Below are 23,225 nucleotides of genomic sequence, written 5' to 3'. Positions count from 1 at the left end.
CAACCGGCTCGTCGGCATCCTGCACGGCTGCCTCAAGACCGGCGCCCTCTACGACGAGGCAACCGCCTGGTCGCATCACGCCGAATCGCTTGCTGCTTGACAACTAAAGCTCCTGGGATGTCTTTCTGAGCTCTCGACCCATTCAACAAGGTCGCGTGAAGCAGGTCTGAGGGGGCACTTAAGAATCCTTCGATGGACACGTCCCGAGTGCAGCGGGCACAGTGCGTTAGGTTCGTAGACGGCGAAAGGTACGGGGATGAAAGCGCTGGTCAAGGAGAGGGCCGAGCCTGGCCTGTGGCTGGTGGACGTGCCGGAGCCGGCGTTGGGACCGGGCGAGGTGAAGATCCGGGTCCTGCGGACCGGCATCTGCGGCACAGACCTCCATATCCGGAAATTTGATGACTGGGCGCGGCACACCCTGGAGCTCCCGCTCATCGTCGGGCACGAGTTCTCCGGGCACGTGGTCGAGGTGGCGCCGGGCGTCGAGGACATCGCCGCCGGCGACCTCGTCAGCGGCGAGGGTCACATCGTGTGCGGCAAGTGCCGCAACTGCATGGCGGGCCGCAGGCACCTGTGCCGCAACACGGTCGGGCTCGGGGTGAACAGGGACGGCGCGTTCGCCGAATACGTCACGCTGCCCGCCTCGAACGTCTGGGTGCACCGCGTGCCCGTCCACCCCGACGTGGCGGCCATCTTCGACCCGTTCGGCAACGCCGTGCACACCGCGCTGTCCTTCCCCCTCGTCGGCGAGGACGTGCTGATCACCGGCGCGGGCCCGATCGGCCTCATGGCCGCGGCCGTGGCCACGCACGTCGGCGCGCGCAACGTGATGATCACCGACGTCAGCGACGAGCGGCTCGACCTGGCCGGCAAGCTCGGCGTCTCCCTCGCCCTCAACGTCTCCCGCTCCTCCATCGCCGAGGGCATGCGCCAGCTCCACCTGCGCGAGGGCTTCGACGTCGGGCTGGAGATGTCCGGCAACCCGGCGGCCATGCGCGACATGATCGCGAGCATGACCCACGGCGGGAGGATCGCCATGCTGGGGCTGCCCGCCGAGGAGTTCGCCGTCGACTGGTCCACCGTCGTGACGTCCATGATCACCATCAAGGGCGTGTACGGCCGGGAGATGTACGAGACCTGGTACAACATGTCCGTCCTGCTGGAAAAGGGCCTCGACCTGTCCCCCGTCATCACCGACCGGTTCTCCTACCAGGACTTCGACGCCGCCTTCGACACGGCCGCGAGCGGCCGGACGGGCAAGGTCATCCTGGACTGGAGCGGAGGAGCTCGGCCGGAGAGAGCGCGGGACGAGCCGACGGAGGCCGAAGCGGCCGCGACCATAGACAGGAGCGCTTGATGTTCACGAACGTGCGCCAGCAACTGCGTACGACGCTCGACGAGATCACCGAGGCCGGGCTGCACAAGCCCGAACGCGTGATCTCCACCCCGCAGAGCTCCCAGGTCAGCGTGGCCGGTCGCGAGGTGCTGAACTTCTGCGCCAACAACTACCTGGGCCTGGCCGACGAGCCCGCGGTGGTCGAGGCGGCCAAGCAGGCGCTCGACCGGTGGGGGTTCGGCATGGCCTCCGTACGGTTCATCTGCGGCACCCAGGAGGTGCACAAGGAGCTCGAAGCCCGCCTGTCGGACTTCCTGGGCATGGAGGACACCGTCCTCTACAGCTCCTGCTTCGACGCCAACGGCGGCGTGTTCGAGACCCTGCTCGACGCCCAGGACGCGGTGATCTCCGACGCGCTCAACCACGCCAGCATCATCGACGGCATCCGGCTGTCCAAGGCCCAGCGCTTCCGCTACGCCAACCGCGACATGTCGGAGCTGGAGGCCAGGCTGAAGGAGGCATCGGAGGCCCGGCGCCGGCTGATCGTCACCGACGGCGTGTTCTCCATGGACGGATATCTCGCGCCGTTGCGGGAGATCTGCGACCTGGCCGAGCAGTACGACGCCATGGTCATGGTCGACGACTCCCACGCCGTCGGCTTCGTCGGCCCCACCGGCCGCGGCACGCCGGAGCTGCACGGCGTCACCGACCGGATCGACATCATCACCGGCACGCTGGGCAAGGCGCTCGGCGGGGCCAGCGGCGGCTACGTCTCGGCCCGCAAGGAGATCTGCGAGCTGCTGCGCCAGCGCTCGCGCCCCTACCTGTTCTCCAACTCCCTCGCCCCCGTCATCGCCTCGGCGTCGCTGCGCATCCTCGACCTGCTGGAGACCTCCAGCGAGGCCCGCGAGCGGCTGCGCGCCAACACCGCGCGCTTCCGGAGCGAGATGACCCGGGCCGGGTTCGACATCCTGCCGGGCGACCACCCGATCGTGCCCGTGATGATCGGCGACGCCGCCGAGGCCGGCGCCATGGCCGAGCGCCTGCTCGACCTGGGCATCTACGTGATCGGCTTCTCCTACCCGGTGGTGCCGCACGGCCAGGCCAGGATCCGGGTGCAGCTCTCCGCCGCCCACTCGCAGGACGACGTGGACCGCGCGGTGCGGGCGTTCATCGAGGCCAGGGGCTGAGTATCCTGCACGCGTGATAGACACGCGGCGGCTGCGTACGTTGCGCGCGGTGGCCGACCACGGCACGGTCACCGCCGCGGCGGCCGCGCTGCACCTCACGCCCTCCGCCGTGTCCCAGCAGCTCGTCGCGCTGGAGCACGAGGTGGGCCACCGCCTGTTCAACCGTGACGGGCGCGGCGTCCACCTCACCGCGGTCGGCAAGATCATGCTTGGCCACGCCAACGAGGTGCTCGCCCAGCTCGAACGGGCCGAGGCCGACGTGGCCGCGTACACCACGGGCGAGGCCGGCGAGGTCACCGTGGCCTGCTTCGCCACCGCGATCAGCGCCGTGCTCTCCCCCGCCATCGCCGCCCTCCGCACCACCGCCCCCGGCCTGCGCGTACGCGTGCGCGACGCCGAGGGCGACCACAGCCTGGCCATGCTGCTGGACGCGGAGGCGGACCTGGCCGTCACGGTCGAATACCGCGGCGCGCCCGACGCCGCCGACCGCCGGATCTCCCGCCGCCCGCTGTACGCCGAGCCGTTCGACCTCGTGCTCCCCCACGACCACCCGCTGGCCGGATCGGCCACGCTGGTGTCGCTGGCCTCCGAGACCTGGATCGGCCCGTACCCCGGCAACCCGGTGCACGACGTGATCGCGTTCGCGTGCCAGCAGGCGGGCTTCACGCCGAACCTCGTGCACTGCTCCGACGACTTCCGCGCCGTGGTGGCCCTGGTCGGGGCGGGCGCGGGGGTGGCCCTGGTGCCGCGGCTGGCGCTGCGGGACATGGTGCTGCCGGGGGTCGCCGTACGCCACACGCCGGGTCCGGAACGCCGGGTCTTCGCCGCCGTACGCCGGGGCTCCGACGCCCATCCCCTCCTGCGCCCGCTGCTGTCCGCCCTGCGCGCGGCGGCGGAGTCCCTCGGAACGAGCGCTGATCTCCAGGAGTAGCGTGCGGCCATGGGAGACAGCGGGCCGGGTGGCGTACCGTATCGCCGGTTGTTCGGCCTGCCGGGGGTCGCGGCGCAGGGGGTGCTCGGGTTCCTGGCGCAGCTGACGCAGCAGGTGGCGCCCGTCGGGATGGTGCTCGTGGTGCAGCAGGCGACCGGCTCGCTGGCCCTGGCGGGGGTGACGGCGGCGGCGTTCTCCGTCGGGGCGGGCATGGGCCGGCCGGTGCAGGGGCGCATCATGGACCGGCGCGGGCCCCGGGTGGTGCTGGCGGTCACGGCACTGATCCACGTGGCGGCGCTGCTGGGCCTGATCGGATGCGCCCTGGCCGGGTGGCCGTGGTGGCCCATGCTGGTGCTGGCCTGGGTGTCGGGCGCCGGGCTGCCGCCGATCTCCGTCAGCATGCGGATCGAGTGGGGCCGCAGGATGGCCGGCGAGGGCCGTACCGCCGCCTACAGCCTGGTGTACCTGGTCCAGGAGCTGGCCATGCTCGTCGGGCCGCTGGTGTTCGGGCTGCTGATCGCGGTGGCCTCGACCTCGCTGGCGCTGGGCGTGGTCGCCGCGGCGGCCGGGGCCGGGACGCTGGCCTTCTCCCGGGCGCTGCGGGTGGGCTCCGCGCCGCCCGAACGGGAGCCGGGGCGGGTCTTCGCCGATCGCCGCATGTTCGTGCTGCTGGCCGTGGTGCTGCTGCTCGGCGGCGTCATCGGGACGCTGGAGGTGGGCCTGCCCGCGCTGGCCGTCGCCCGCGACGTGCCCGCCGCCACCGGGCTGCTGGTGGCGGCGCTGTCGCTGGGCGGGATCGCGGGTGCCGCCGCCTATGGCGCCCGCTCCTGGGGATCGGCCGTCCAGGTGCGGCTCGTGGGGCTGATGCTGGCGCTCGGGGTCGCGCTGGCGCCGCTCGTCCTGATCGGCGCGCTGCCGCTGTTCTGGGCGGCGCTGTTCGCCGGGGGGCTGGTGCTCAATCCGGCGCTGACGACCGGGTCGCTGCTGGTGGACGAGTACGCGCCGGCCGCGCAGGGGGAGGCGTTCGGGTGGGTCTCCACGGCCATCGGGATGGGCGGGGCGGCGGGGGCGGCGGGAGCCGGGGTCGTCGGGGAACGCTTCGGCCCCTCGGCCCCCTTCCTGTCGGCCGCCGCACTGGCCCTGCTGGGCGCGCTGCTGGCGACCTCGCTGCTCCGCCGCACCCCGGCCTGACCCGGCCTTGCCCGGGGGTCAGGTGCGGGCGCGGGCCAGGTCGAGGGCTTCGGCGAACCGGGCGTACGTGTCCAGCTCCGCCTCCACGGGCTCCAGCACCATCTCCTTGCCGACCTGCCCGATGGCCGTACGCAGGGCCCTGGCCGTACGCCGGGCCCGGCGCCGCCCGCCCGCCCAGGCCACCAGCCTCGACAACAACGCGATCAGCACCCCGGCCAGCGCGCCCCCCACCAGCAATACCGTCGGCCACGGCACCACGCCGACGGTCGGGAGCGGCGGCTGGGGCAGCCGCAGATAGTCCATCGCGAACAGCACCCCGAGCCACAGGGCGCCGGCCAGCATGGCCGCGAACACCAGCCACTGCAGGACGTTCACCACCCGCCACCACCTGGGCCGCCTCGTGGCGCCGGCGGACGTCGTGGCCACCGTCCGGTCCACCGTGTCCGCCAGCTCACGGGCGCGCGACCTGGCCGCCTGCCGCACGGCCGCCGCCCACGGCCCGGGCAGCCCGCTCGCGGCCACCTCGCCGACGTCCCTGATCGCCGTCTCGACCTGCGCCCGCTGCACGGCCGACGCCGCCGGCACGGAGGTACGGCCGACGATCTCCCCGCCGGACCGCCGGGACGCGCTCCCGACCTCCCCGCCAGCCCGCCGGGACGTGCCGGCGACCTCCCTGCCCGGTCGGCGGGACGCGCCGTCGATGCGCAGCCTGCGCAGGGGGTCGGGCCGGAACCGCCGGACCCACCTGGTGACCGGCCAGCCGGTGGCGACCACGGCCCGGTGCCGGTGCCCCTTGGCCACGGCCTCCACGACCAGCGGCACCCCGGCCGCCGCGCAGAGGGCCCCGGTGAGCGCCCGCCCGGCTCCGGCCATCCGCTTGGCCCCATCCCGCCCGGCCGCCGCACCGACGTCGGGCACCTCCCCGGCGGAGGGACCGGACGCCTCACGCCCGGCCGCGTCTTCGCGGGCGGACGTCTCGCGCCCGGCCGCCAGGACACCGGCCCCCGCCCGATCCGCCTCCCGGCCACCCGGGGGGCCGGGCTCCTCCGGCGCCCCGGCAGGAAGCGCCGGCGCGGGACGAGCATCCTCCGGCGCCCCGGCGGGAGGCAGTGACGCGGAATCGCCCTCCACCGTCCCCCGAGGAGCGCTCGCCTCCAGCGACGTGGCGGGACCGGCCGTGGCCAGGTGGTCGGCGGCGGAGGTGAGGTCGGCGGCGAGGCGGGCGGACCAGGACCGGCGTTCCGAGACGCGCTCCCCGAGCAACGAGCGGAGCTCCCCCAGCCCCTGCCCCGTACGGGCCGACACCGCGAGGACGGGCACCCCGGCCAGTCCGTCGTCGTCCAGCAGGCGGCGCAGGTCGCGCAGGCAGCGGTCCACGGCCTGGGCGGGCAGGCGGTCCACCTGGTTGAGCACCACCACCATCACGTCCCCGTGCCCGGCCAGGGGGCGCAGGTAGCGCTCGTGCAGCGCCGCGTCGGCGTACTTCTGCGGATCCACCACCCACACCAGCAGATCGACCTGCTCCACCAGGCGATCCACCTCCAGGCGGTGAGACAGCCGGATGGAGTCGTGGTCGGGCAGGTCGAGGAGGACGAGCCCGGCCAGCTCCGGGGTCGCGGGGGCGGAGTGGCGGCGGGGGATGTCCAGCCAGTCCAGCAGCGCGCCCGCGCCCTCGCCGTCCCACAGGGCCGCCTGGGCGGTCGAGGTGGTGGGCCTGGTGACGCCGACGGCCGCCAGGTCCTCGCCGACGAGGGCGTTGTAGAGGGAGGACTTGCCGCTGCCCGTGGCGCCGGCCAGCGCGGCCACGGTGTGGTCGATGGACAGGTCGCGGCGGGTCCCGGCGCGTTCGGCGACCGTACGGGCGGCGAAGACCGCCCGCTCCGACAGCCGCCCCTCGCCCAGGGTGGCCGCCTCCAGCAGGGCGGCCAGCCGGGAGTCGAGGGACGGGCCCTCCTTGCGGCGTAGCAGCTTCACGGCCTCTCCTCCGCGGCGTCGTCGCCGGACCCGGGTGACGGCGGCCCCGCCGTCCGCGGCTCCGTCCCGGGCACGGGCGGCTCCGCCGTCCCGGGCACAGGCAGTTCCGCCGTCCGCGCCTCCGTTCCTGGCGCGGGCAGCTCGGCCGTCGTCGCGCCCGGCGGCCCATCCGCCGTCGCAGGGGGCAGTTCGGCGCGGTGGTCGCGGATCTGCCGGGCCGCCGCGCGCAGGGCGTCCGCCGTGCCTCTGGGCGGCTCCACCGTCTCCAGCCGGGCCGTGAACCGCCCGGACTCCTCCGCCATCAGCCCGCGCACCCGTTCGCGCAGGTCCTCCCTGGCCCGCACGGTCAGCGACCGTACCGCCTGGTCCCCGAACACCGCCTCCAGCAGCTTCTGCGACAACACGCTCGTCCCGCCCGCGATCCCCACCTCGATCCCCGTCAGCCCGCCGGTCGAGGCGAAGACGGCCAGCATGAGCAGCAGCCCGGCCCCGTTCACCCCGAACGAGGCCACCCTGGCCGTCGTACGCCGCTCGGCCCCTTCCTCCCGCACCAGGTCCAGCACGTACTCCTGCCACCCCCGCACCGCCGTCTCGGCCCGCTTGCCGAGGTCGGGCGAGGCCCGGCCGAGGCGGGCGGACTCGACGGCGCCGAGCCGTTCGAGCAGCCCGGGGCCCCCTGGCGCGGCCGACCAGCCCTCCAGGGCCCGCTCGGCCGCCCCGTCGGCGGCGCCCCTGATCAGCGCCTCCACGCCGCTCTCCAGGGCGTCCCTGAGCTGCACCTCCGGCACCCGCCCGGTGAAGAAGCCGACGACGCGGTCGCGCAGCCACCCCACCCGGCTCTCCAGGGAGCGCATGAGGTCACCGGTGCCGATGAAGTCCTGCCAGCGGGCCAGCACCTCGCCGCGCAGCAGCGAACCGTCACGCATGCCCTCGTCGAAGTCGGCCATGCCGCCCGCGTACGCGCCCGACACGATGGAGCGCAGCCCGTCGAAGGCGGCCTGCTGGCGCTCGATGGCCGCGGCGAGCGACGGCACCCGGGTGGCCAGGCTGTCGAGGGCCCCGGACAGCGTCTGGCGGACGACCCGCGACCGCTCGGCGGCGTCGGCGGCCAGCCCCGTCAGCCAGGCGGAGATGGGCTCGACGTAGGAGGCGGGCAGCCGGGCCTTCTCGTCGGGGAGCGCGGCCTCGGGGACGGTGAACAGCCGGGTGCCGTCGAGGCCGTTCTCGGTGAGCAGGCGGGCGAGGTCGCGCGAGACGGGCTCGACGGCCTCGGCGGGCGCGCGGTCGAGCACGACGGCCAGCGCGGTGCTGCGTTCGCGGGCGGAGCGCAGGAAGCTCCACGGCACCTCGTCGGCGTAGCGGGCGGCGGTCGTGACGAACAGCCACAGGTCGGCGGCGGCCAGGAGCTGCGCGGCGAGCTCCCGGTTGGCGGTCACCACGGAGTCGATGTCGGGCGCGTCGAGCAGCGCCAGGCCCGCCCCCAGAGCCGGGGACGTCACCACGCGCAGCGCGCCGGGACCGCCGCCGGTGGCGCGGGACAGGCCGGGCAGCACGTTCTGGCCCATGAACCAGGACCGGTCGGCCGGGCTGACCACGAGCGTGGGCACCAGCGTGGTGGGCCGCAGCACGCCCGGCTCGGCCACGTCGGCCCCGACCAGCGAGTTGACCAGCGTGGACTTGCCCGCCCCGGTCGAGCCGCCGACGACGGCGAGCAGCGGCGCGTCGATGGCGCGCAACCTGGGCAGCAGGTAGTCGTCGAGCTGCCCGGTCAGCTCGCGCAGCGCGCGCCGGTCGGCCGCCGCCTCGCCGACGGCCAGGGGGAAGAGCTCCCGATCCAGCGGCCGCCGAAGCGACTCCAGCGCGCCCAGCAGGTCCATAAGACCCAAACTAACCGGCCGGTGGCTCCCTCAGCACGTAACCGACGCTGCGCAGCGTGTGAATGAGCCGCGGCTCGACGTCGTCCACCTTGCGCCGGAGGTACGACACGTACGACTCCACCACCCCCGCGTCGCCGCCGAAGTCGTAGTTCCACACGTGGTCGAGGATCTGCGCCTTCGACACCACGCGCCCGGCGTTGACCATGAAGTAGTGCAGCAGCTTGAACTCGGTCGGCGACAGGCGTACCTGACGGCCGCCGCGCCACACCTCGCGCGCGTCCTCGTCCAGCTCCAGGTCGGCCACCTTCAGCTTGCTGGCGGGCGCGCTCTCCCCCCGAGTACGCCGCAACACCGCCCTGATCCTGGCCTGCACCTCCTCCAGGCTGAACGGCTTGGTCACGTAGTCGTCCCCCACCCGCAACCCGGCGATCTTGTCCTCGGTGGCGTCGCGGGCGGTCAGGAACAGCACGGGCGCGTCGATCCGCCTGGCCACCTCGAACCCGTCCAGGTCGGGCAGCATCACGTCGAGCACCACCAGGTCGGGCGAGGTGCGCACGGCCACCTCGACGGCCTCCTCGCCGTCTTGGGCGGTCAGCACCTCGAACCCGGAGAAGCGCAGGCTGGCGGACAGCAGATCCCTGATGCTGGGCTCGTCGTCCACCACCATGATCAGCGCCTCGGGTTTCGTCACCTACTTAGAGTGACGCAGCCACCTGAGGGTTAGCTGAACACTTACTCCAAGGCGAGTGGGAGTTCCACACGGAAGGTCGAGCCGCTCGCCGGCGAGCTGTCCACGGTGACCGAACCGCCGTGGGCGCGCACGAGCGCCTGCACGATGGCCAGGCCGAGCCCGCTGCCCCGGTCCTCGGCCGAGCGGCGGCGCGACCGGGCGGAGTCGGCCCGGTAGAAGCGCTCGAAGACGTGCTCGACCTGCTCGGGCGTCAGGCCGGGCCCGGCGTCGACGACCTCGACGAACAGGCGGTCCGTGCCCGCCCCGGCCCGGACGATGATCGGGGAGCCGGGCTCGGTGTGCACGATGGCGTTGGTGACGAGGTTGCTGATGACCTGGCGCAGCCGCACCTCGTCGCCGGAGACGATCAGGGCCGCGCCGCCGACCACGTCCAGCTTGATCACCCGGTCGGGGGCGAGGATCCGGGCATCCTGTACGGCGTCCGCGGCCAGCGCCAGCATGTCCACCGGCCGCATCTGCAACGGCCGCTGCTGGTCCACCCGGGCGAGCAGCAGCAGGTCGTCCACGAGCAGGCTCATCCGGCCCGCGGCCTTCTCCACGCGCTGCATCAGCTCGGCGGGGTCGGCGCCCGGGTTCTGCCTGGCGTACTCGGCGAAGCCGCGGATCGAGGTCAGCGGGGTGCGCAGCTCGTGCGAGGCGTCGCCGACGAACTGGCGCATGCGGTCCTCGGAGCGGCGGGCCGCCGCCTCGGACGCCGACCTGGCGGCGAACGCGGCCTCGATCTGGGCCAGCATCCCGTTCAGCGACCTGGCCAGCCCGCCCACCTCGGTACGCGGGTCGCCGTCCGGCACCCGGCGGCCCAGCTCGCCGGCGGCGATGGCCTCGGCCGTACGCTCGATCTGGCCCAGCGGCCGCATGCTGCGCCGGACGATGGTGATGCCCACGACGGCCAGGATGAGCAGGATGCCGCCACCGCCCAGCACCTCGATGAGCACGAGCCGCCGGGTGATCGCGTCCACCTCCTCCAGGTCGACCGCGACGACGAGCGTGCGCCGCTGGTAGACGCTTTCCAGCACCCGCCACTCGCCGCCGCCGCTGAGGGCGGGCGCGGTGTAGGGATCGGTGCCCGGCGACGGCGACAGCACGGGCTTCGGCTTGGTGTCCACGTCGCGGTCGCTCAGCATCGGCACGAACTCGCCGCCCGGCTCCCTGACCAGGGCGATGGCGTCGGACTCGATGAGGATCGGCCGGTCGTCGGTCTCCCTGTCCTTCTTCCAGTCGTTCCTGACCTTGTTGTGCATGCGCGCGTTGAGCAGGTGGAGCTGGCTGTCCACGCGGTCCAGGAGATAGCCGTGCAGCACCGAGACGCTCACCAGGCCGATGAAGGTCATGCCGAAGCCGAGCAGCGCCAGCATCGACGCGATCAGCTTGACCCTCAGCGGCAGGCCGCGCATCAGGGACTCGGCGGCAGGCGCAGGACGTATCCGACACCCCGCAGGGTGTGGATGAGCCGCGGGCTCCGGTTGTCGATCTTCCGGCGGAGCACGGACACGTACGACTCGACGATGCCCACCTCGCCCCTGAAGTCGTAGTCCCACACGTGGTCGAGGATCTGCGGCTTGGACAGGACGCGGCCGGCGTTCGTCATGAAATACCGCAGGAGCTTGAACTCGGTCGGCGACAGCGCCACCGCGTTGCCCCCGCGCCACACCTCGTGGCTCTCCTCGTCCAGCTCGATGTCGGCGAACGTCAGCCGGGGCGGCGCGGCCTGCGGCTCCCCGCTCGTACGGCGCAACACCGCGTGGATCCTGGCGACCACCTCCTCCAGGCTGAACGGCTTGGTCACGTAGTCGTCGCCGCCGATCGTCAGCCCGCGGATCTTGTCCTCGGTCTCGTCACGAGCGGTCAGGAACACCACCGGCGTGTGCAGCCCGCCGCCCCGCAACCGCTTGACGATCTCGAAACCGTCCAGGTCGGGCAGCATGACGTCGAGCACGACGAGGTCGGGGCGGTGTCGTTGGACGGCGGCCACGGCGTCGAGACCGCTCTTCGCCGTGGTCACGTCGAAACCCGCGAACCTCAGGCTCGCGGCGAGGAGTTCGAGGATGTTCGGATCGTCCTCGACTATCAGCAGGCGTGATTCCATCACATCCAAGGATGCCCTCATTGGACGGGTGCTGGGACAATTCCGGCAATGTGCCGCGCAATGGCCAGGCTTGAGGTGGCCGCGGGCGAGGGCGCGTTCCGTACGAGGACGACCTTCCCGTGCACGTCCACCACGAAGTCGTCCACCAGCCGGCCGTCCCGCGCGACGGCCTGGGCGCGCACGCCGCTGGCGGCTCTTTCCAGGTCAGCGATGGCGAGCTCGGGCACGTAGCGGCGGGCCCCCTTGAGGAAGGCGCTCTTGACGAGGGACGCGTACGTCTCCCTGACCCCGGTGCGCCAGTGCGCCCGGGCCATGCGCAGGGTCCCCGGCCAGCCAAGAATTTGCCGAAAATTACGGAAATTCCGCCACCGGTAGCCTTCATAGGCCAGGGCGAGCACCGCGTTCGGCCCCACCAGCACCCCGCCCCCGATCTGCCGCGTCAGGTGCACGCCCAGGAACGGATAGCGCGGGTCCGGCACGGGATAGATCAGCCCGCGCACCAGGTCCCTGGCGGCGCCCTTGAGCGCGTAGAACTCCCCCCTGAACGGCACGATCCGCACGTCACCCGGCGCCCGGGCCATCCCGGCCACCGCGTCGGTGCCCAGCCCGCCGCACACCACCAGGCGGTCGAAGGCGAGCCTGCGCTGCCCGGCCACCACCTCCACCTTCCCGGCCCGTTCCCTGATCGCCCGGACCGGGTGCGCCAGGCGTACGGACCCGCCCAGCTCGGCCACGTCCAGCGCGAGCCGGCGCGCGACGGCCGGGAAGTCGCAGATCGCGGTGTGCGGCGAGTGGATGGCGCCGACGCCGATCGCGTGCGGCTCGATCTCGCGCAGCGCGAGCCCGTCCAGCTCGGCGATGCCCGGCACGCCGTTGGCGCGCGCCCGCTCGGCCAGCGCGCTCAGCAGCGGCCGCTCGGCGTGGGTGCTCGCCACGACCAGCTTGCCCACCTCGTCGTACGGCAGCCCGTGCGCGGCACAGTACTCCTTCAGCAGCGCCACGCCCTCGCGGCAGAGCCTGGCCTTGAGCGAGCCCGGCGGGTAGTAGATCCCCGCGTGCACGACGCCGCTGTTGTGCCCCGTCTGGTGGGCGCCGACGCGCCCCTCCTTCTCGAGCACGGTCACTTCGGCACCCCTGGCGGTGGCCAGCTCGCGCGCCACCGCGAGCCCGACGATGCCGGCACCCACGACCCCGATCTTCTCCGTCACATGACGATTTTCCGACTTACCGACCGTCCCCGCCATATCCGGACGAATCGAACATGAGTACGATGTCCCCATGTACGTCCCGCCAGAGTGGCCGGCGGAGGTCCGGCCGCCCAGCGTGCCCGACTGGGAGACCTCCGCAGTGGCCTGGCTGCTCGACGCGGTGCCGCCGGACTACCGGGCGTACGAGGTGCTCAGGCGGCACCCGGTGGCGCTGGCCGCGATGGCCCGCCACCACGTCACCTCCGCCGTCGAGGCCGCCCGCGCCGGCTACCGCGCGGCGGCGGTCGACCTCAAGGGCCACCTGCCCCCGCACGCCATCGAGGAGGTGCTCGACACCTACCGGGAGGAGGGGCCGCGGCTGGTGCGGCTGTCGCGCTCGATCGAGGTGGTCGAGCGCGCCCTCAGGGGCGACCTCTTCACCGCCACCATGCGCCGCGGCCGCTGATCAGCGCGTGCGCCGGGCCAGGAAGGTGATCACCCCGATGGCGGCCGCCGCGGCGGCCAGCCAGATGAGGACGTCGGTGACCGTCAGCCCGGCTCCGGAGGAGTCCGCCGGCGCGGCGGCGGGCGTGGCGCCCTCCTCGCGCTCCTCGGCCCTGACCGGGCTGGGCGTGGCGGTGACCTGGGCGGTCTCGGGCAGCGGCACCCGGTAGACCGGGCTGTTCGGCCCCTCCGTGCCGGTGAGCAGCGCCTTGCCGTCGGGCGTGTACGCGATCGACTCCGCCTGCTTCAGCTCCGGCATCTCCACCTTGGCGATCGTCTCGCCCGAGGGCTTGTAGAGGGTGGCGGAGAAGTAGGTGCGGACGACGTAGGACGAGCCGTCGGGAGCGTACGCGGCGTCCGTGGCCATGATGGGCGCGTTGCCCGTCTTGCGCAGCACGTTCGTCCGGTCGGCCCGCAGCTTCTTCGGCGCCGCGTAGATCGATCCGGCGAACTCCTTGGACACCACGTAGAGCCGCCCCGTCCGCGGGTTGATCATGATGCCTTCCGCGTTCCGGCCCCCGTCCGCGTAGCGGAAGCGGTAGCGGGTGGCGGGCAGCGTGGCGTCCTGGAGCGTCGCGGGCTCCATCACCTTGTAGACGGAGACGTTCGGCCACGCGCCGTCCAGGTTGTCGCCGATGTCGGCGAACCAGAGCACCCCCCGGCCCGTCGCCGGATCCTTGGTCGCGGCCATGGCCTCCCAGTCCCGCGCCTCGGCCCCGCGCACCTGGAACGTGCCCAGCGTGCGCCCCCGGCCGTCGACCGCGTAGAAGGTCGGGGTGGCGGAGCTGTCGTTGTGCGTGTAGTAGACGCTTTCGTGCGTCGGCGACACGGCCAGCCCGCTCGACTCCGTGATCTGCGGATCCTTGAAGGTGAACAACCGCTCCGCGCCGTCGTCGCCCGCCGCGCGGGCGGGAGCGGCGGGCAGCAGGAAAACGGCCGCCATGACGGCGAGCACCCTGGTCACGAAGTCCCCCACGCCGCCATCATGCCCCACACGCAGCCACGATGCTCCCGGACCTCCGACGCCACGCCCTCCCGGGCTTCCGGCGCCGCGGCGCTCTGGCCTGGAGTGCACTCCAGGTCCTTAGGGTTGAGTCATGGACTACGTCAACCTCGGACGCAGCGGGCTCCTCGTTAGCCCGCTCTGCCTCGGCACCATGAACTTCGGCCCGCGGACCACGGAGGAAGACTCTTTCGCGATCATGGACCGGGCCCATGAGCTGGGCCTGAACTTCTTCGACACCGCCAACGTCTACGGCGGGAAGAAGGGCGAGGGCGTCACGGAGAACATCCTCGGCCGGTGGTTCGCCCAGGGCGGCGGCCGCCGGGAGAGGACGGTCATCGCGACCAAGGTCTACGGCGACATGGGTGACTGGCCCAACGAGCGGCGGGTGTCCGCCCTCAACATCCGCAGGGCCTGCGACGCCTCGCTGAAGCGGATGCAGACCGACTACATCGACGTCTACCAGGCTCACCACATCGACCGGGGCACCCCGTTCGAGGAGTTCTGGGAGGCCATGGAGGTCCTGCGGCAGCAGGGCAAGATCATTTACGTGGGGTCGTCGAACTTCGCGGGCTGGCACATCGCCAAGGCCCAGGAGACCGCGGCCCGGCGCAACTTCACCGGCCTCGTCAGCGAGCAGACCCACTACAACCTGCTCACGCGCGCTCCCGAGCTCGAGGTGCTGCCCGCCTGCGAGGACTACGGCCTCGGCGTGATCCCGTGGAGCCCGCTGGCCGGCGGCCTGCTCGGCGGCGTGCTGCGCAAGATCGACAAGGGTCGCTCGGCCGCCGAGAACATGGTCAAGGAGCTCGACAGGCACCGCGACAAGATCGAGCAGTACGAGAAGTTCTGCGACGGCCTCGGCGAGGACCCGGCGAACGTGGCGCTGGCCTGGCTGCTCAAGCAGCGGGCGGTCGTCTCGCCGATCATCGGTCCGCGCACCATGGAGCAGCTCGAAGGCAGCCTGCGCGCCCTGGAGATCGACCTGGACGCGGACGCGCTGGCCCGCCTCGACGAGATCTTCCCGGGCCACCGCACCGCCCCGGAGGACTACGCCTGGTGACCGACGGGCCCGGACGAGGGGCCCGAACGAGGGGCCCATGGTGAGCAGGGCGCCGGACGACGAGCTCATGGTGAGCAGGGCTCCGGCGAGAGAGCTCAGCTGAGCAGGGCGCCGACGATCACGATCAGCAGGAGCAGGCCGAGCACGATGGGCAGCAGCCAGGGGCGAGGACGATCCACGACGTGGAGCCTAGCCCTGCTCGGCGGGTGCCAGCGCCCATTCGGCGAGTGACTCGTACCTCACCTGCGGGCCGGTGTGGCTGCGGACGAGACGGACGCTCTCCGCCCGCCACGGCGAGCCGCTGAATCCGGACAGCGACTCGACCAGCGGGTGGAGATCCGTCTCCACCTTGGCCCGGGCCAGGGTGAGGTGGGGGTGGAAGCGCTTCTCGTCCGTCTGCGCGGCCCCCGCCCGGCGGGCGCCCGGCGGGCGCCCGCCTTGACGGAATCGGCGAGCCTGGTCATGGAATCGCCGGTGACGCCCACCCAGAAGACGCGCGCCCGGCGTACGGAGGAGAACGCTCCGAAGCCGTCGAAGGCCAGGTCGAGGACCGGGTAGCGGCTCACGGCGCGGGCCACCCGCACCTCCAGCTCGGGCAGCACCCGCTCGGGCACCTCACCGAAGAAACCCAGCGTGATGTGCCAGGTGGCGCGATCGGGCCAGCGCAGGCCCGGCACCTGCCCGACGTGGGGTGCGATGGCACGCGAGATCTCGTCCAGCACCTCGTCGGGCGGCACCAGGGCCGCGAAGAGCCTCATGCCACCCGATTCTGCCCCCGGCCCTCGCCGGCCCGCACACCGGCTCACCCCACCGTGTGCCGACTCATGCCACGGCGAGCGCCGGCCGGCCCACCCGCGAGCTGATCAGCCGCGTCATGAACACCGCCAGTCCCGTACCGGCCAGGACCAGCACGCCGGACAGGATCACGCCCGCCCGGGGCCCGCCCAGCTCGGACAGCCACCCGATCAGCGGCGCCCCGAGCGGTGCCCCGCCGGTGAACACCAGCATGTAGATCCCCATGACCCGCCCCCGCATCTCGGGGGACGTGGCGATCTGGACGCTGGCGTTGGCGGCCGTGTTGATCGTGATCAGCGCGATCCCGGTCGGGATCAGCAGCACCAGGTACACGGGGTAGAACGGCGCCACCCCGGTCGCGATCTGGAACAGCCCGAACCCGATCGCCCCCGCGAACAGCACCTTCCGCGACAGCCGCGCCCGGCGCGCGGCCAGCAGCGCGCCACCGAGCGCTCCCACCGCGAACATGCTGGAGGCCAGCCCGAACGAGGACGCCCCGGCCCCGAACTCCTCGCGGGCCATGAGCGCGATCGACATCGAGAACGACTGCGAGAACATCGACACGAACCCGATCAGCAGCACCGGCATGAGCAGTTCCTCGCGCTGGAGCACGTAGCGCAGGCCCTCGCGGAGCTGGCCCTTGGCCCTGGGCACGGGCTCGGCGGGGTTCAGCTCGGACTTGCGCATGAAGATCAGGCTGGAGATCACGGCGCCGAAGGTCAGCGCGTTGATCAGGAAGATCGGTCCGGTGCCGCCCAGCACGTAGATCAGCACGCCGGCGAGCGCCGGGCCGACCACGCGGGCCAGGTTGAAGATGGAGCTGTTCAGCGCGATCGCGTTCGGCAGGTCCTGGCGTCCGACCATCTCGACCACGAACGCCTGCCGCGTCGGCACCTCGACGCACGAGATCATGCCGAGCAGGAACGCCATCACGTACACGTGCCACACGTGAGCGGAGCCCGTCATCGTGAGCACGCCGATGGTCAGGGCCAGCGCGGCCATGAGGATCTGGGCGCCGATGAGAATGGGGCGCTTGGGGTAGCGGTCGGCGAGCACGCCGCCGAACATCCCGAACAGCAGCATCGGCAGGAACTGCAGGGCGGTCGCCGTTCCCAGCGCCGCCGCGCTGCCGTGGGTGAGGTCGAGCACCAGCCAGTCCTGGGCGGTGCGCTGCAGCCAGGTGCCGACGTTGGAGACGGTGCCACCGGCCGCGAACATGCGGTAGTTGTGAACCCTGAGAGACCGGAACATCCCGGTCTTGGGTTCTTCAGGCTCTATATCTTGCTGAGCTTCTCCAGGATCGGCGCCGCCTGCCTGAGGATCGACCTCTCCTCCGGCGACAGCTCCTTCAAGCGTTGCGCCAGCCACGCTTCCTTGCGGCGTCGTTCCTCCTTCAGCAGCTTCTCGGCGGCCTCGGTCACCGAGACGGTCACCTGTCGCCGGTCGGTCGGATGCGGGGTGCGGGCGACCAGGCCGCGTTCCTCGAGCGCGGCGATCACGCGGGTCATCGAGGGTGGTTGCACCTTCTCGAGCTCGGCCAATTCGCCGGGGGTTATCCCGGAATGCCGTTCCACCGCGGCGAGCGTCGCGAACTGCGTGGCCGTCAGTTGATGCGCTGCCGCCTGTCGTCGTAGGCGTCGGTTCAGCCTTGCCAGGGACACGCGCAGGGCTGAAGCCAGACCTGCGTCGCTGCGCAGGTTCGTCTTGGGCTGGGTTTTGGTTAGCATGAGTCATTACCTTTGCTAACTATACGGCAAGACAAGATATTTCCCGACATGAGGCATCTCACCTCTTGATACCCCGAAGCCGCCCCGCGTGCGCAGGACGGCTCCGACGTAGAGACACAGATCTGGCGCTCAGCCCGCGAGCAGCGCCCTGATGGGGCCGATCGCGAAGTAGAGGGTGAACAGGGCGGCCACGCCCCACAGCAGCGGGTGGATCTGCCGCGCCTTGCCGCACACCACCTTGATCAGCACGTAGCTGATGAAGCCGACGCCGATGCCGTTCGAGATCGAGTACGTGAACGGCATGATCACGACGGTGAGGAAGGCCGGGATGGCGATCTCGAAGTCGTCCCAGTCGATGTCCCGGATCGCGGTCATCATCAGGAAGCCCACCAGCACCAGCGCGGGAGCGGCGGCCTCGTAGGGCACGATCTGGACCAGCGGCGCGAAGAAGACGGCCACCAGGAACAGCAGGCCCGTGACCACGCTGGCGAGGCCAGTGCGAGCGCCCTCGCCGACGCCGGCCGCCGACTCGATGTAGGTGGTGTTCGAGGAGACCGAACCGGCGCCGCCGGCTGCCGCGCCGATCGAGTCGACGAGCAGGATCTGCTTGGTACGCGGCAACATCCCGTCCTCGCCCACCAGGTCCGCCTGGCGGCCGACGCCCACGATGGTCCCCATCGTGTCGAAGAAGTCCGTGATGAGCAGGGTGAACACGAGCAGCGCGGCCAGCAGCACGTCGACGCGGATGAACCCGCCGAAGGGGTCGAACTCGGTGAAGAGCAGCAAGGGGTTGTTGAAGCCGAAGATCTGCTCGGGGAGGCTGGGCAGGTTGAGCTGCCAGCCGCCCGGGTTCTCGGGCGAGAAGTTGCCCGCCTTGGCGAGCAGCTCGACGATGATCGCCAGGATCGTGGTGCCGACGATGCCGATGAGGATCGCGCCCCGGACCTTCCGCGCCACCATCGCGGCCGTGGCGAGCAGGCCGACGATGAAGACGAAGATCGGCCAGGAGGTGAGGTTGCCGCCGATGCCCAGCTCCAGCGGCGTGCCCACCGCCTTGCGGACAAAACCGGCGTCCACGAACCCGATCAGCGCGATGAACAGGCCGATGCCCACGCTGATCGCGGTCTTGAGCTGGGCCGGGATGGCGTGGAAGATCGCCGTCCTGAGCCCGGTCAGCACCAGGATGGCGATGATGACGCCTTCGAGGAAGACCAGACCCATGGCCTCCTCCCAGGTCATCACGCTGGCGATGCTGAAGGTGACGAAGGCGTTCAGGCCCAGCCCGGCCGCCATCGCGAAGGGCACCTTGCCGATGACCCCCATGAGGATCGTCAGCACACCCGCCACGAAGGCCGTGCCCGCCGCCACCAGCGCGACGTTGGGCGTCGTGCCGTCGCCGATGACCTGCCCGTCCACGTCCTTGCCGTTGGCGATGATGATCGGGTTCAGCACCACGATGTAGGCCATGGTGAAGAACGTGGCCAAACCTCCCCGTACCTCACGGGAGATGGTCGATCCTCGTGCGGAGATTGCGAAGAAACGATCGATTGCGTTACGTGTGTCACTCACGACGCGAAGAGTGACAGTCGTGGTGAACTGCGAAAAGAGCCAGTGATGAGATCGAGACCCGATTGGAAGCTAGGCTGAACACGTGGACAAGCAGTGGCATCCCAACCCGGAGCCGATCAGGACCAACGACACCGCCGCCATCGCCGTCGGCACGGCCGCGTGGGCGGTCGCGCTGGTCGCCCTGCTGATCTTCCGTCCCGAGCCCGAGAACACGTGGTGGATCTGGACCTGCCTGACCGGGGTGGGCTTCGGCTTCTTCGGCATGTGGTTCGTCCGGCGGCCCCGGCACGACTGACAGGCGTCCCTCGCCGGAGCTGACATTCGTCATCTCCGGCCGCTCGTCGAAGTCACCCGGAAGTGGTGTTTTCGCCCACTACATCGGCGCATGCCCGCCAAATCATGCTTGTCAGCATGAAGAAGCCCATAGTGACACTCCTCCTGGGAGCGGCGTTCCTCACGGCCTGCGCCGCCGAGCCCTCCGCGCCCGCCGGCGAGAAGGCGGCGGGAGCGGGGGCGGTGGCCTGGGGCAAGTGCACCGATCTCGTCGGCCCCGACGGCAAGCAGCTCACCCCCGGCCCCGGCGTCGAATGCGGCACCCTCCAGGTCCCCCTCGACCACGCCAGGCCGGACGGCGACAAGATCGGCCTCGCGCTCATCCGCGTCAAGGCCGGCGGTGACCGCCTCGGCTCGCTCGTCTTCAACTTCGGCGGCCCCGGCGGCTCCGGCGTGGACACCCTGGCCGTGGCCGCCACGACGTTCGGCAAGCTGGGCAGCCGCTACGACCTGGTCAGCTTCGACCCGCGCGGCGTCGACCGCAGCTCCGGCGTCAGGTGCGGCGGCGAGATCGGCAAGCTCCTCTCCGCCGGAGCGGACGCCGACCAGGACAAGCTGGCCAGGGAGTTCGCGGCGGCCTGCCAGAAGGACTCGGGCAAGGTCCTGCCGCACGTCGGCACCGTGAACGCGGCCAAGGACCTCGACCTCCTCAGAACCGCGCTCGGCGACCGGCAGCTCAACTACTTCGGCTTCTCGTACGGCACCCACCTCGGCGCCGTCTACGCCACCCACTTCCCCAAGAACGTCGGCCGCTTCGTCCTCGACGGCGGCTTCGACCCGACGGTGACGTTCGAGGAGCGGGTGCTCACCCAGGCCAAGGGCTTCGACGGGGCGTTCGAGGCGTTCGCCGAGGACTGCGTGGCACAGAGCTGCGAGCTGGGCGCCGACCCGGCCGCCGTGGAGAAGACGGTCGAGGACCTGCTCGACGGGCTCAAGACCAAGCCGATCAAGGTGGGGGACCGCGAGCTCACGTACGGGCTGGGGCAACTGGCCGTCATCACCCCGCTGTACGCCAAGCAGACCTGGCCGATGCTGGAGCAGGCGGTCGCCGCCGCGCGCAAGGGCAACGCCACCGTGCTGCTCGCCCTGGCCGACGCCTACACCGGGCGCCGGGCGAACGGGACGTACACCACGATGATGACCAGCCTGGCGGCCATCAACTGCGCCGACACCACCGAACGGCCGACCGCCGCGCAGGCCGCCGCGATCGACGCGAAGGTACGGAAGATCTTCCCGATCCTGTCGGGCGAAGCCTCGATCGGCGCATGCGCGCACTGGCCGGCCCCGGGGGACGACGCCGCCAAGCGCATCGACGCCACGGGCTCGGGCCCCATCGTGGTCATCGGCGGCAAGGGTGACCCGGCGACGCCGTACCAGTGGTCCACGAGACTGACGGAGCAGCTCAAGACGGGTGTCCTGGTCACCTACGAGGGCGAGGGCCATGGCGCGTACCTGAGCGGCAACGAGTGCGTCACGACGACGGTGGAGTCGTACCTGCTGGAGGGCAAGCTCCCGGCCAAGGGCGCCGGCTGCCCGGCCTGACGGGAGGCTCGGGGAGGCTCTGCGGGGGCGTCTCCCCTGGCCGGACCCCGCTCAGGACGGGTGGCGGGCGGCCGAGCGGGCACGGAAGGCCGCCGCCTTCGTCCGGCTCTGGCAGGACCGGGAGCAGAACTGCCGCACCGCGTTGCGTGAGGCGTCCACGTAGACGCGGTCGCACCGCCTGGCCTGGCAGACGCCCAAGCGCCCGCCGAGGTCGCTGCCGATGGCCAGCGTCAGCGCGGAGGCGATGCCCGCGCTCCACCCCACCGCGAGGGTGTCGTCGGCACCGTGGAAGTGCACCTGCCACGGCTCCCCGGGGGCTCGGTTGAGCTGCGGCCGCGCACCGGTGCTGATGACGAGCGCGTTGACGACGGCGGCCGCCTCGTCGTCCCGCCCGGCCTCCATGGCCTCGAAGACCCGCCGGACCTTCAGCGTGGTCCCGGTCAGGTACAGGGCCTCCTCCATCGAGACCGCCACCTCGCCCGGCAGCACACCGACGATCGCGGCGGGCAGCCCTTCACCCGTCGGCGCCACATAGGGCCTGCCACCCTCGTCGCCGTCGGTCAGCACGTTCACGAGCGATGCCGCAGTGTCCAGCAGAATCGCCACGTGACTATCGAACATCACTTGACTGGTCACTCCTAAGGCCTTACGGTCCTACATGACCGACGTTAGCAGTTTCATCAGTCACATGGAGGGTGAACGTGCGGATCGCCGGCCGCGCGGAGCGCTTGCCGCGCACCGTCTGGTGGCTCGTCCTGGCGCGGGCCGTCAACCGGCTGGGGGCCTTCTCCCTCGGGTTCCTCACCGTCCTGATCAGCACCGAGTTCGGGGCGGGCGCCGTCACCGCCGGCCTGGTCTCCGCCGCCTTCGGCCTGGCCACCATCCCCTCGCGCCTCCTGGGCGGCGTCCTGGCCGACCGGTTCGGCCGGCGCCGGACGATCGTCGCCGGTCTGGCCGGATGCGCTCTGGCGCAGGCGGGCATCGCGGCCTCCGGCTCCGTGGCGATGCTCGCGGTGTTCGCCGTCCTGCTCGGGCTGGTCTTCGAGATCTACGAGCCGCCGTCCCAGGCGGTGATCGCGGACGCCGTACGTCCCGCGCAGCAGGCGCAGGCGTTCAGCCTGTTCAACACGGCCCTGGCGGTGGGCGGCATGGGCGCCGGCCTGATCGCCGCCGGGCTGGGACGGTGGGACCTGCGCTGGCTGTTCGTCGTGGACGCCGTCACCTGCGTGGCCTGCGCGATCGTGGTACGCCTCGTCCTGCCCGCCGACCACCCCGCCCGACGCCCACCCGCCGCCCTGCCCTCCCCCACACCCCGGACCACCCCTCCACCCCACTCCCACGCCCCGCCCGACCCCAAGGGCCGGCCCCCCACCGACGCCACGCCCCATCCCGAGAGCCCGCCCCACACCGACGCCGCACCCCATCCCGAGAGCCCGTTCCACGCTGACGACCCGCCCCATCCCGAGGGCCGGCCCCACATTGACGGCCCGCCCCACACCCACTCCGCACCCCACACCGAGGGCCCGTTCCAGGTCGAGGACCCGGCGGCCGTCGGCGGGTCGGCGTGGCGCGACCGCTCGCTCCTCGTGCTGCTCGTCTCCGGCACCCTCCTGGCCCTGATCTACATGCAGGTCATGATGGCGCTGCCGCTCGCGCTGGTGCGGCGCGGCCTGCCGGCCGCCGACGCCGGGCTCCTGTCCACCGTCTCCGCCGTCGTGATGGTGCTCTGCCAGCCACTCCTGAGGTGGACGGCGCCGCTGTCCCACCACGCCGCCATGGTCGCCGGCTACCTGCTGCTCGCCGCCGGCCTGGCCGGGTACGCCGTGGCGGATGGGCTGCCGGGGCACCTCGCCGCCACGGTCGTGTGGAGCGCCGGCGACCTGCTGATGTTCGGGCGCAGCTACGCCATGGTCGTCAGCATCGCCCCCGAGGACGCCCGGGGACGATACCTGTCGATCTTCGGCACCTCATGGGGCTTCGCCACCGTCCTGGCGCCCCTCTCCAGCACGCAACTCCTCGAACGCGCCGGCCCGGCCGGGCTGTGGGGCGGCCTGGCCCTCGTGTGCCTGGTGCTGGCCGCCGCCCAGCTCACGGTGGTCAGGCCCCTGCTCCGGCGGCAGGCCGCCCGCTCAGCAGTGCCCGGCCTCGTGACCAGGTGATCCGGCG

General features: G+C 71.9%; 21 protein-coding genes and 1 pseudogene. 9 read left to right on the top strand and 13 right to left on the bottom strand.

Features of this window, described 5'->3' with window-relative positions:
- The first annotated feature begins 256 nt into the window (after positions 1 to 256).
- From tdh to ACBJ59_RS59430, 4 genes are read left to right on the top strand one after another with little or no spacing between them, the layout of a single operon-like run.
- On the top strand, positions 257 to 1,357 hold the full coding sequence (tdh, locus tag ACBJ59_RS59445) for an L-threonine 3-dehydrogenase (RefSeq protein WP_375118777.1): 1,101 nt from the start codon (positions 257 to 259) through the stop codon (positions 1,355 to 1,357).
- The gene (locus ACBJ59_RS59440; RefSeq protein ID WP_364116973.1) at positions 1,357 to 2,526 is read left to right on the top strand and encodes a glycine C-acetyltransferase; all 1,170 of its coding nucleotides are present in this window, start codon (positions 1,357 to 1,359) and stop codon (positions 2,524 to 2,526) included. Before tdh ends, ACBJ59_RS59440 begins: the two co-directional genes overlap by 1 nt.
- 13 nt (positions 2,527 to 2,539) lie before the next feature.
- Positions 2,540 to 3,457 (top strand): LysR family transcriptional regulator, encoded by a 918-nt coding sequence (locus tag ACBJ59_RS59435; protein ID WP_375118776.1) that lies wholly within the window; start codon positions 2,540 to 2,542, stop codon positions 3,455 to 3,457.
- Between the two features lie 9 nt (positions 3,458 to 3,466).
- Positions 3,467 to 4,648 (top strand): MFS transporter, encoded by a 1,182-nt coding sequence (locus ACBJ59_RS59430; RefSeq protein WP_375118775.1) that lies wholly within the window; start codon positions 3,467 to 3,469, stop codon positions 4,646 to 4,648.
- Between the two features lie 18 nt (positions 4,649 to 4,666).
- Here the strand turns inward: ACBJ59_RS59430 and ACBJ59_RS59425 are convergent, their stop codons facing one another.
- The 6 genes from ACBJ59_RS59425 to lhgO form a co-directional block, all read right to left on the bottom strand.
- Entirely contained in the window at positions 4,667 to 6,622 is a 1,956-nt protein-coding gene (locus tag ACBJ59_RS59425; RefSeq protein ID WP_375118774.1) for a YfjP family GTPase, read from the bottom strand.
- Complete coding sequence (locus tag ACBJ59_RS59420) at positions 6,619 to 8,499, bottom strand: ABC transporter (RefSeq protein WP_375118773.1); 1,881 nt, start codon at positions 8,497 to 8,499, stop codon at positions 6,619 to 6,621. Before ACBJ59_RS59420 ends, ACBJ59_RS59425 begins: the two co-directional genes overlap by 4 nt.
- Positions 8,500 to 8,509: 10 nt before the next feature.
- Positions 8,510 to 9,166 carry a response regulator transcription factor gene (locus tag ACBJ59_RS59415; RefSeq protein WP_364117044.1) on the bottom strand — a complete coding sequence of 219 codons (657 nt, stop codon included), beginning with the start codon at positions 9,164 to 9,166 and terminating at the stop codon, positions 8,510 to 8,512.
- Positions 9,167 to 9,231: 65 nt separating this feature from the next.
- A complete protein-coding gene (locus ACBJ59_RS59410) occupies positions 9,232 to 10,644 on the bottom strand; it encodes a sensor histidine kinase (RefSeq protein ID WP_375118772.1) in 1,413 nt (470 codons plus the stop codon).
- On the bottom strand, positions 10,644 to 11,336 hold the full coding sequence (locus ACBJ59_RS59405) for a response regulator transcription factor (protein ID WP_364116985.1): 693 nt from the start codon (positions 11,334 to 11,336) through the stop codon (positions 10,644 to 10,646). Before ACBJ59_RS59405 ends, ACBJ59_RS59410 begins: the two co-directional genes overlap by 1 nt.
- Before the next feature lie 17 nt (positions 11,337 to 11,353).
- Positions 11,354 to 12,544 (bottom strand): L-2-hydroxyglutarate oxidase, encoded by a 1,191-nt coding sequence (lhgO, locus tag ACBJ59_RS59400; protein ID WP_375118771.1) that lies wholly within the window; start codon positions 12,542 to 12,544, stop codon positions 11,354 to 11,356.
- A 70-nt stretch (positions 12,545 to 12,614) separates the two neighbouring features.
- On the opposite strand from lhgO, the gene ACBJ59_RS59395 reads away from it, so the two are divergent.
- Complete coding sequence (locus tag ACBJ59_RS59395) at positions 12,615 to 12,989, top strand: hypothetical protein (protein ID WP_375118770.1); 375 nt, start codon at positions 12,615 to 12,617, stop codon at positions 12,987 to 12,989.
- On the opposite strand, the gene ACBJ59_RS59390 is transcribed toward ACBJ59_RS59395, so the two are convergent.
- Positions 12,990 to 14,003 carry a hypothetical protein gene (locus ACBJ59_RS59390; protein WP_375118769.1) on the bottom strand — a complete coding sequence of 338 codons (1,014 nt, stop codon included), beginning with the start codon at positions 14,001 to 14,003 and terminating at the stop codon, positions 12,990 to 12,992. It abuts the gene before it with no gap.
- 121 nt (positions 14,004 to 14,124) lie between these two features.
- Between ACBJ59_RS59390 and ACBJ59_RS59385 the strand changes: the two genes are divergently transcribed.
- Complete coding sequence (locus ACBJ59_RS59385) at positions 14,125 to 15,093, top strand: aldo/keto reductase (protein ID WP_375118768.1); 969 nt, start codon at positions 14,125 to 14,127, stop codon at positions 15,091 to 15,093.
- A gap of 189 nt (positions 15,094 to 15,282) precedes the next feature.
- On the opposite strand, the gene ACBJ59_RS59380 is transcribed toward ACBJ59_RS59385, so the two are convergent.
- The 5 genes and pseudogenes from ACBJ59_RS59380 to ACBJ59_RS59360 form a co-directional block, all read right to left on the bottom strand.
- Complete coding sequence (locus ACBJ59_RS59380) at positions 15,283 to 15,456, bottom strand: hypothetical protein (protein WP_375118779.1); 174 nt, start codon at positions 15,454 to 15,456, stop codon at positions 15,283 to 15,285.
- Positions 15,457 to 15,575: 119 nt separating this feature from the next.
- Positions 15,576 to 15,851: pseudogene (gene thpR, locus ACBJ59_RS59375) on the bottom strand (RNA 2',3'-cyclic phosphodiesterase); the annotation flags it as partial.
- Between the two features lie 64 nt (positions 15,852 to 15,915).
- Positions 15,916 to 17,139, bottom strand: a complete 1,224-nt coding sequence (locus ACBJ59_RS59370) for an MFS transporter (protein WP_375118767.1) — start codon at positions 17,137 to 17,139, stop codon at positions 15,916 to 15,918.
- 23 nt (positions 17,140 to 17,162) lie between these two features.
- A complete protein-coding gene (locus ACBJ59_RS59365) occupies positions 17,163 to 17,615 on the bottom strand; it encodes a MarR family winged helix-turn-helix transcriptional regulator (protein WP_375118766.1) in 453 nt (150 codons plus the stop codon).
- A gap of 129 nt (positions 17,616 to 17,744) precedes the next feature.
- The gene (locus tag ACBJ59_RS59360) at positions 17,745 to 19,124 is read right to left on the bottom strand and encodes an NCS2 family permease (protein WP_375118778.1); all 1,380 of its coding nucleotides are present in this window, start codon (positions 19,122 to 19,124) and stop codon (positions 17,745 to 17,747) included.
- 142 nt (positions 19,125 to 19,266) lie between these two features.
- Between ACBJ59_RS59360 and ACBJ59_RS59355 the strand changes: the two genes are divergently transcribed.
- Together ACBJ59_RS59355 and ACBJ59_RS59350 are read left to right on the top strand one after the other, a co-directional pair.
- Positions 19,267 to 19,479 (top strand): DUF2530 domain-containing protein, encoded by a 213-nt coding sequence (locus tag ACBJ59_RS59355; protein WP_375118765.1) that lies wholly within the window; start codon positions 19,267 to 19,269, stop codon positions 19,477 to 19,479.
- Positions 19,480 to 19,595: 116 nt separating this feature from the next.
- A complete protein-coding gene (locus ACBJ59_RS59350; protein ID WP_375118764.1) occupies positions 19,596 to 21,059 on the top strand; it encodes an alpha/beta hydrolase in 1,464 nt (487 codons plus the stop codon).
- Positions 21,060 to 21,110: 51 nt separating this feature from the next.
- Here the strand turns inward: ACBJ59_RS59350 and ACBJ59_RS59345 are convergent, their stop codons facing one another.
- Entirely contained in the window at positions 21,111 to 21,665 is a 555-nt protein-coding gene (locus tag ACBJ59_RS59345; RefSeq protein WP_375118763.1) for a CGNR zinc finger domain-containing protein, read from the bottom strand.
- A gap of 95 nt (positions 21,666 to 21,760) precedes the next feature.
- Here ACBJ59_RS59345 and ACBJ59_RS59340 point away from each other — a divergent pair, with 95 nt between their 5' ends.
- Positions 21,761 to 23,218: an MFS transporter gene (locus tag ACBJ59_RS59340; RefSeq protein ID WP_375118762.1), complete on the top strand. Its 1,458-nt coding sequence runs from the start codon at positions 21,761 to 21,763 to the stop codon at positions 23,216 to 23,218.
- The last annotated feature ends 7 nt before the right edge of the window (positions 23,219 to 23,225 follow it).

The sequence above is a fragment of the Nonomuraea sp. MTCD27 genome (genome assembly GCF_041950495.1).
Classification (GTDB): domain Bacteria; phylum Actinomycetota; class Actinomycetes; order Streptosporangiales; family Streptosporangiaceae; genus Nonomuraea.
This window is presented reverse-complemented; position numbering and strand designations above follow the sequence as displayed.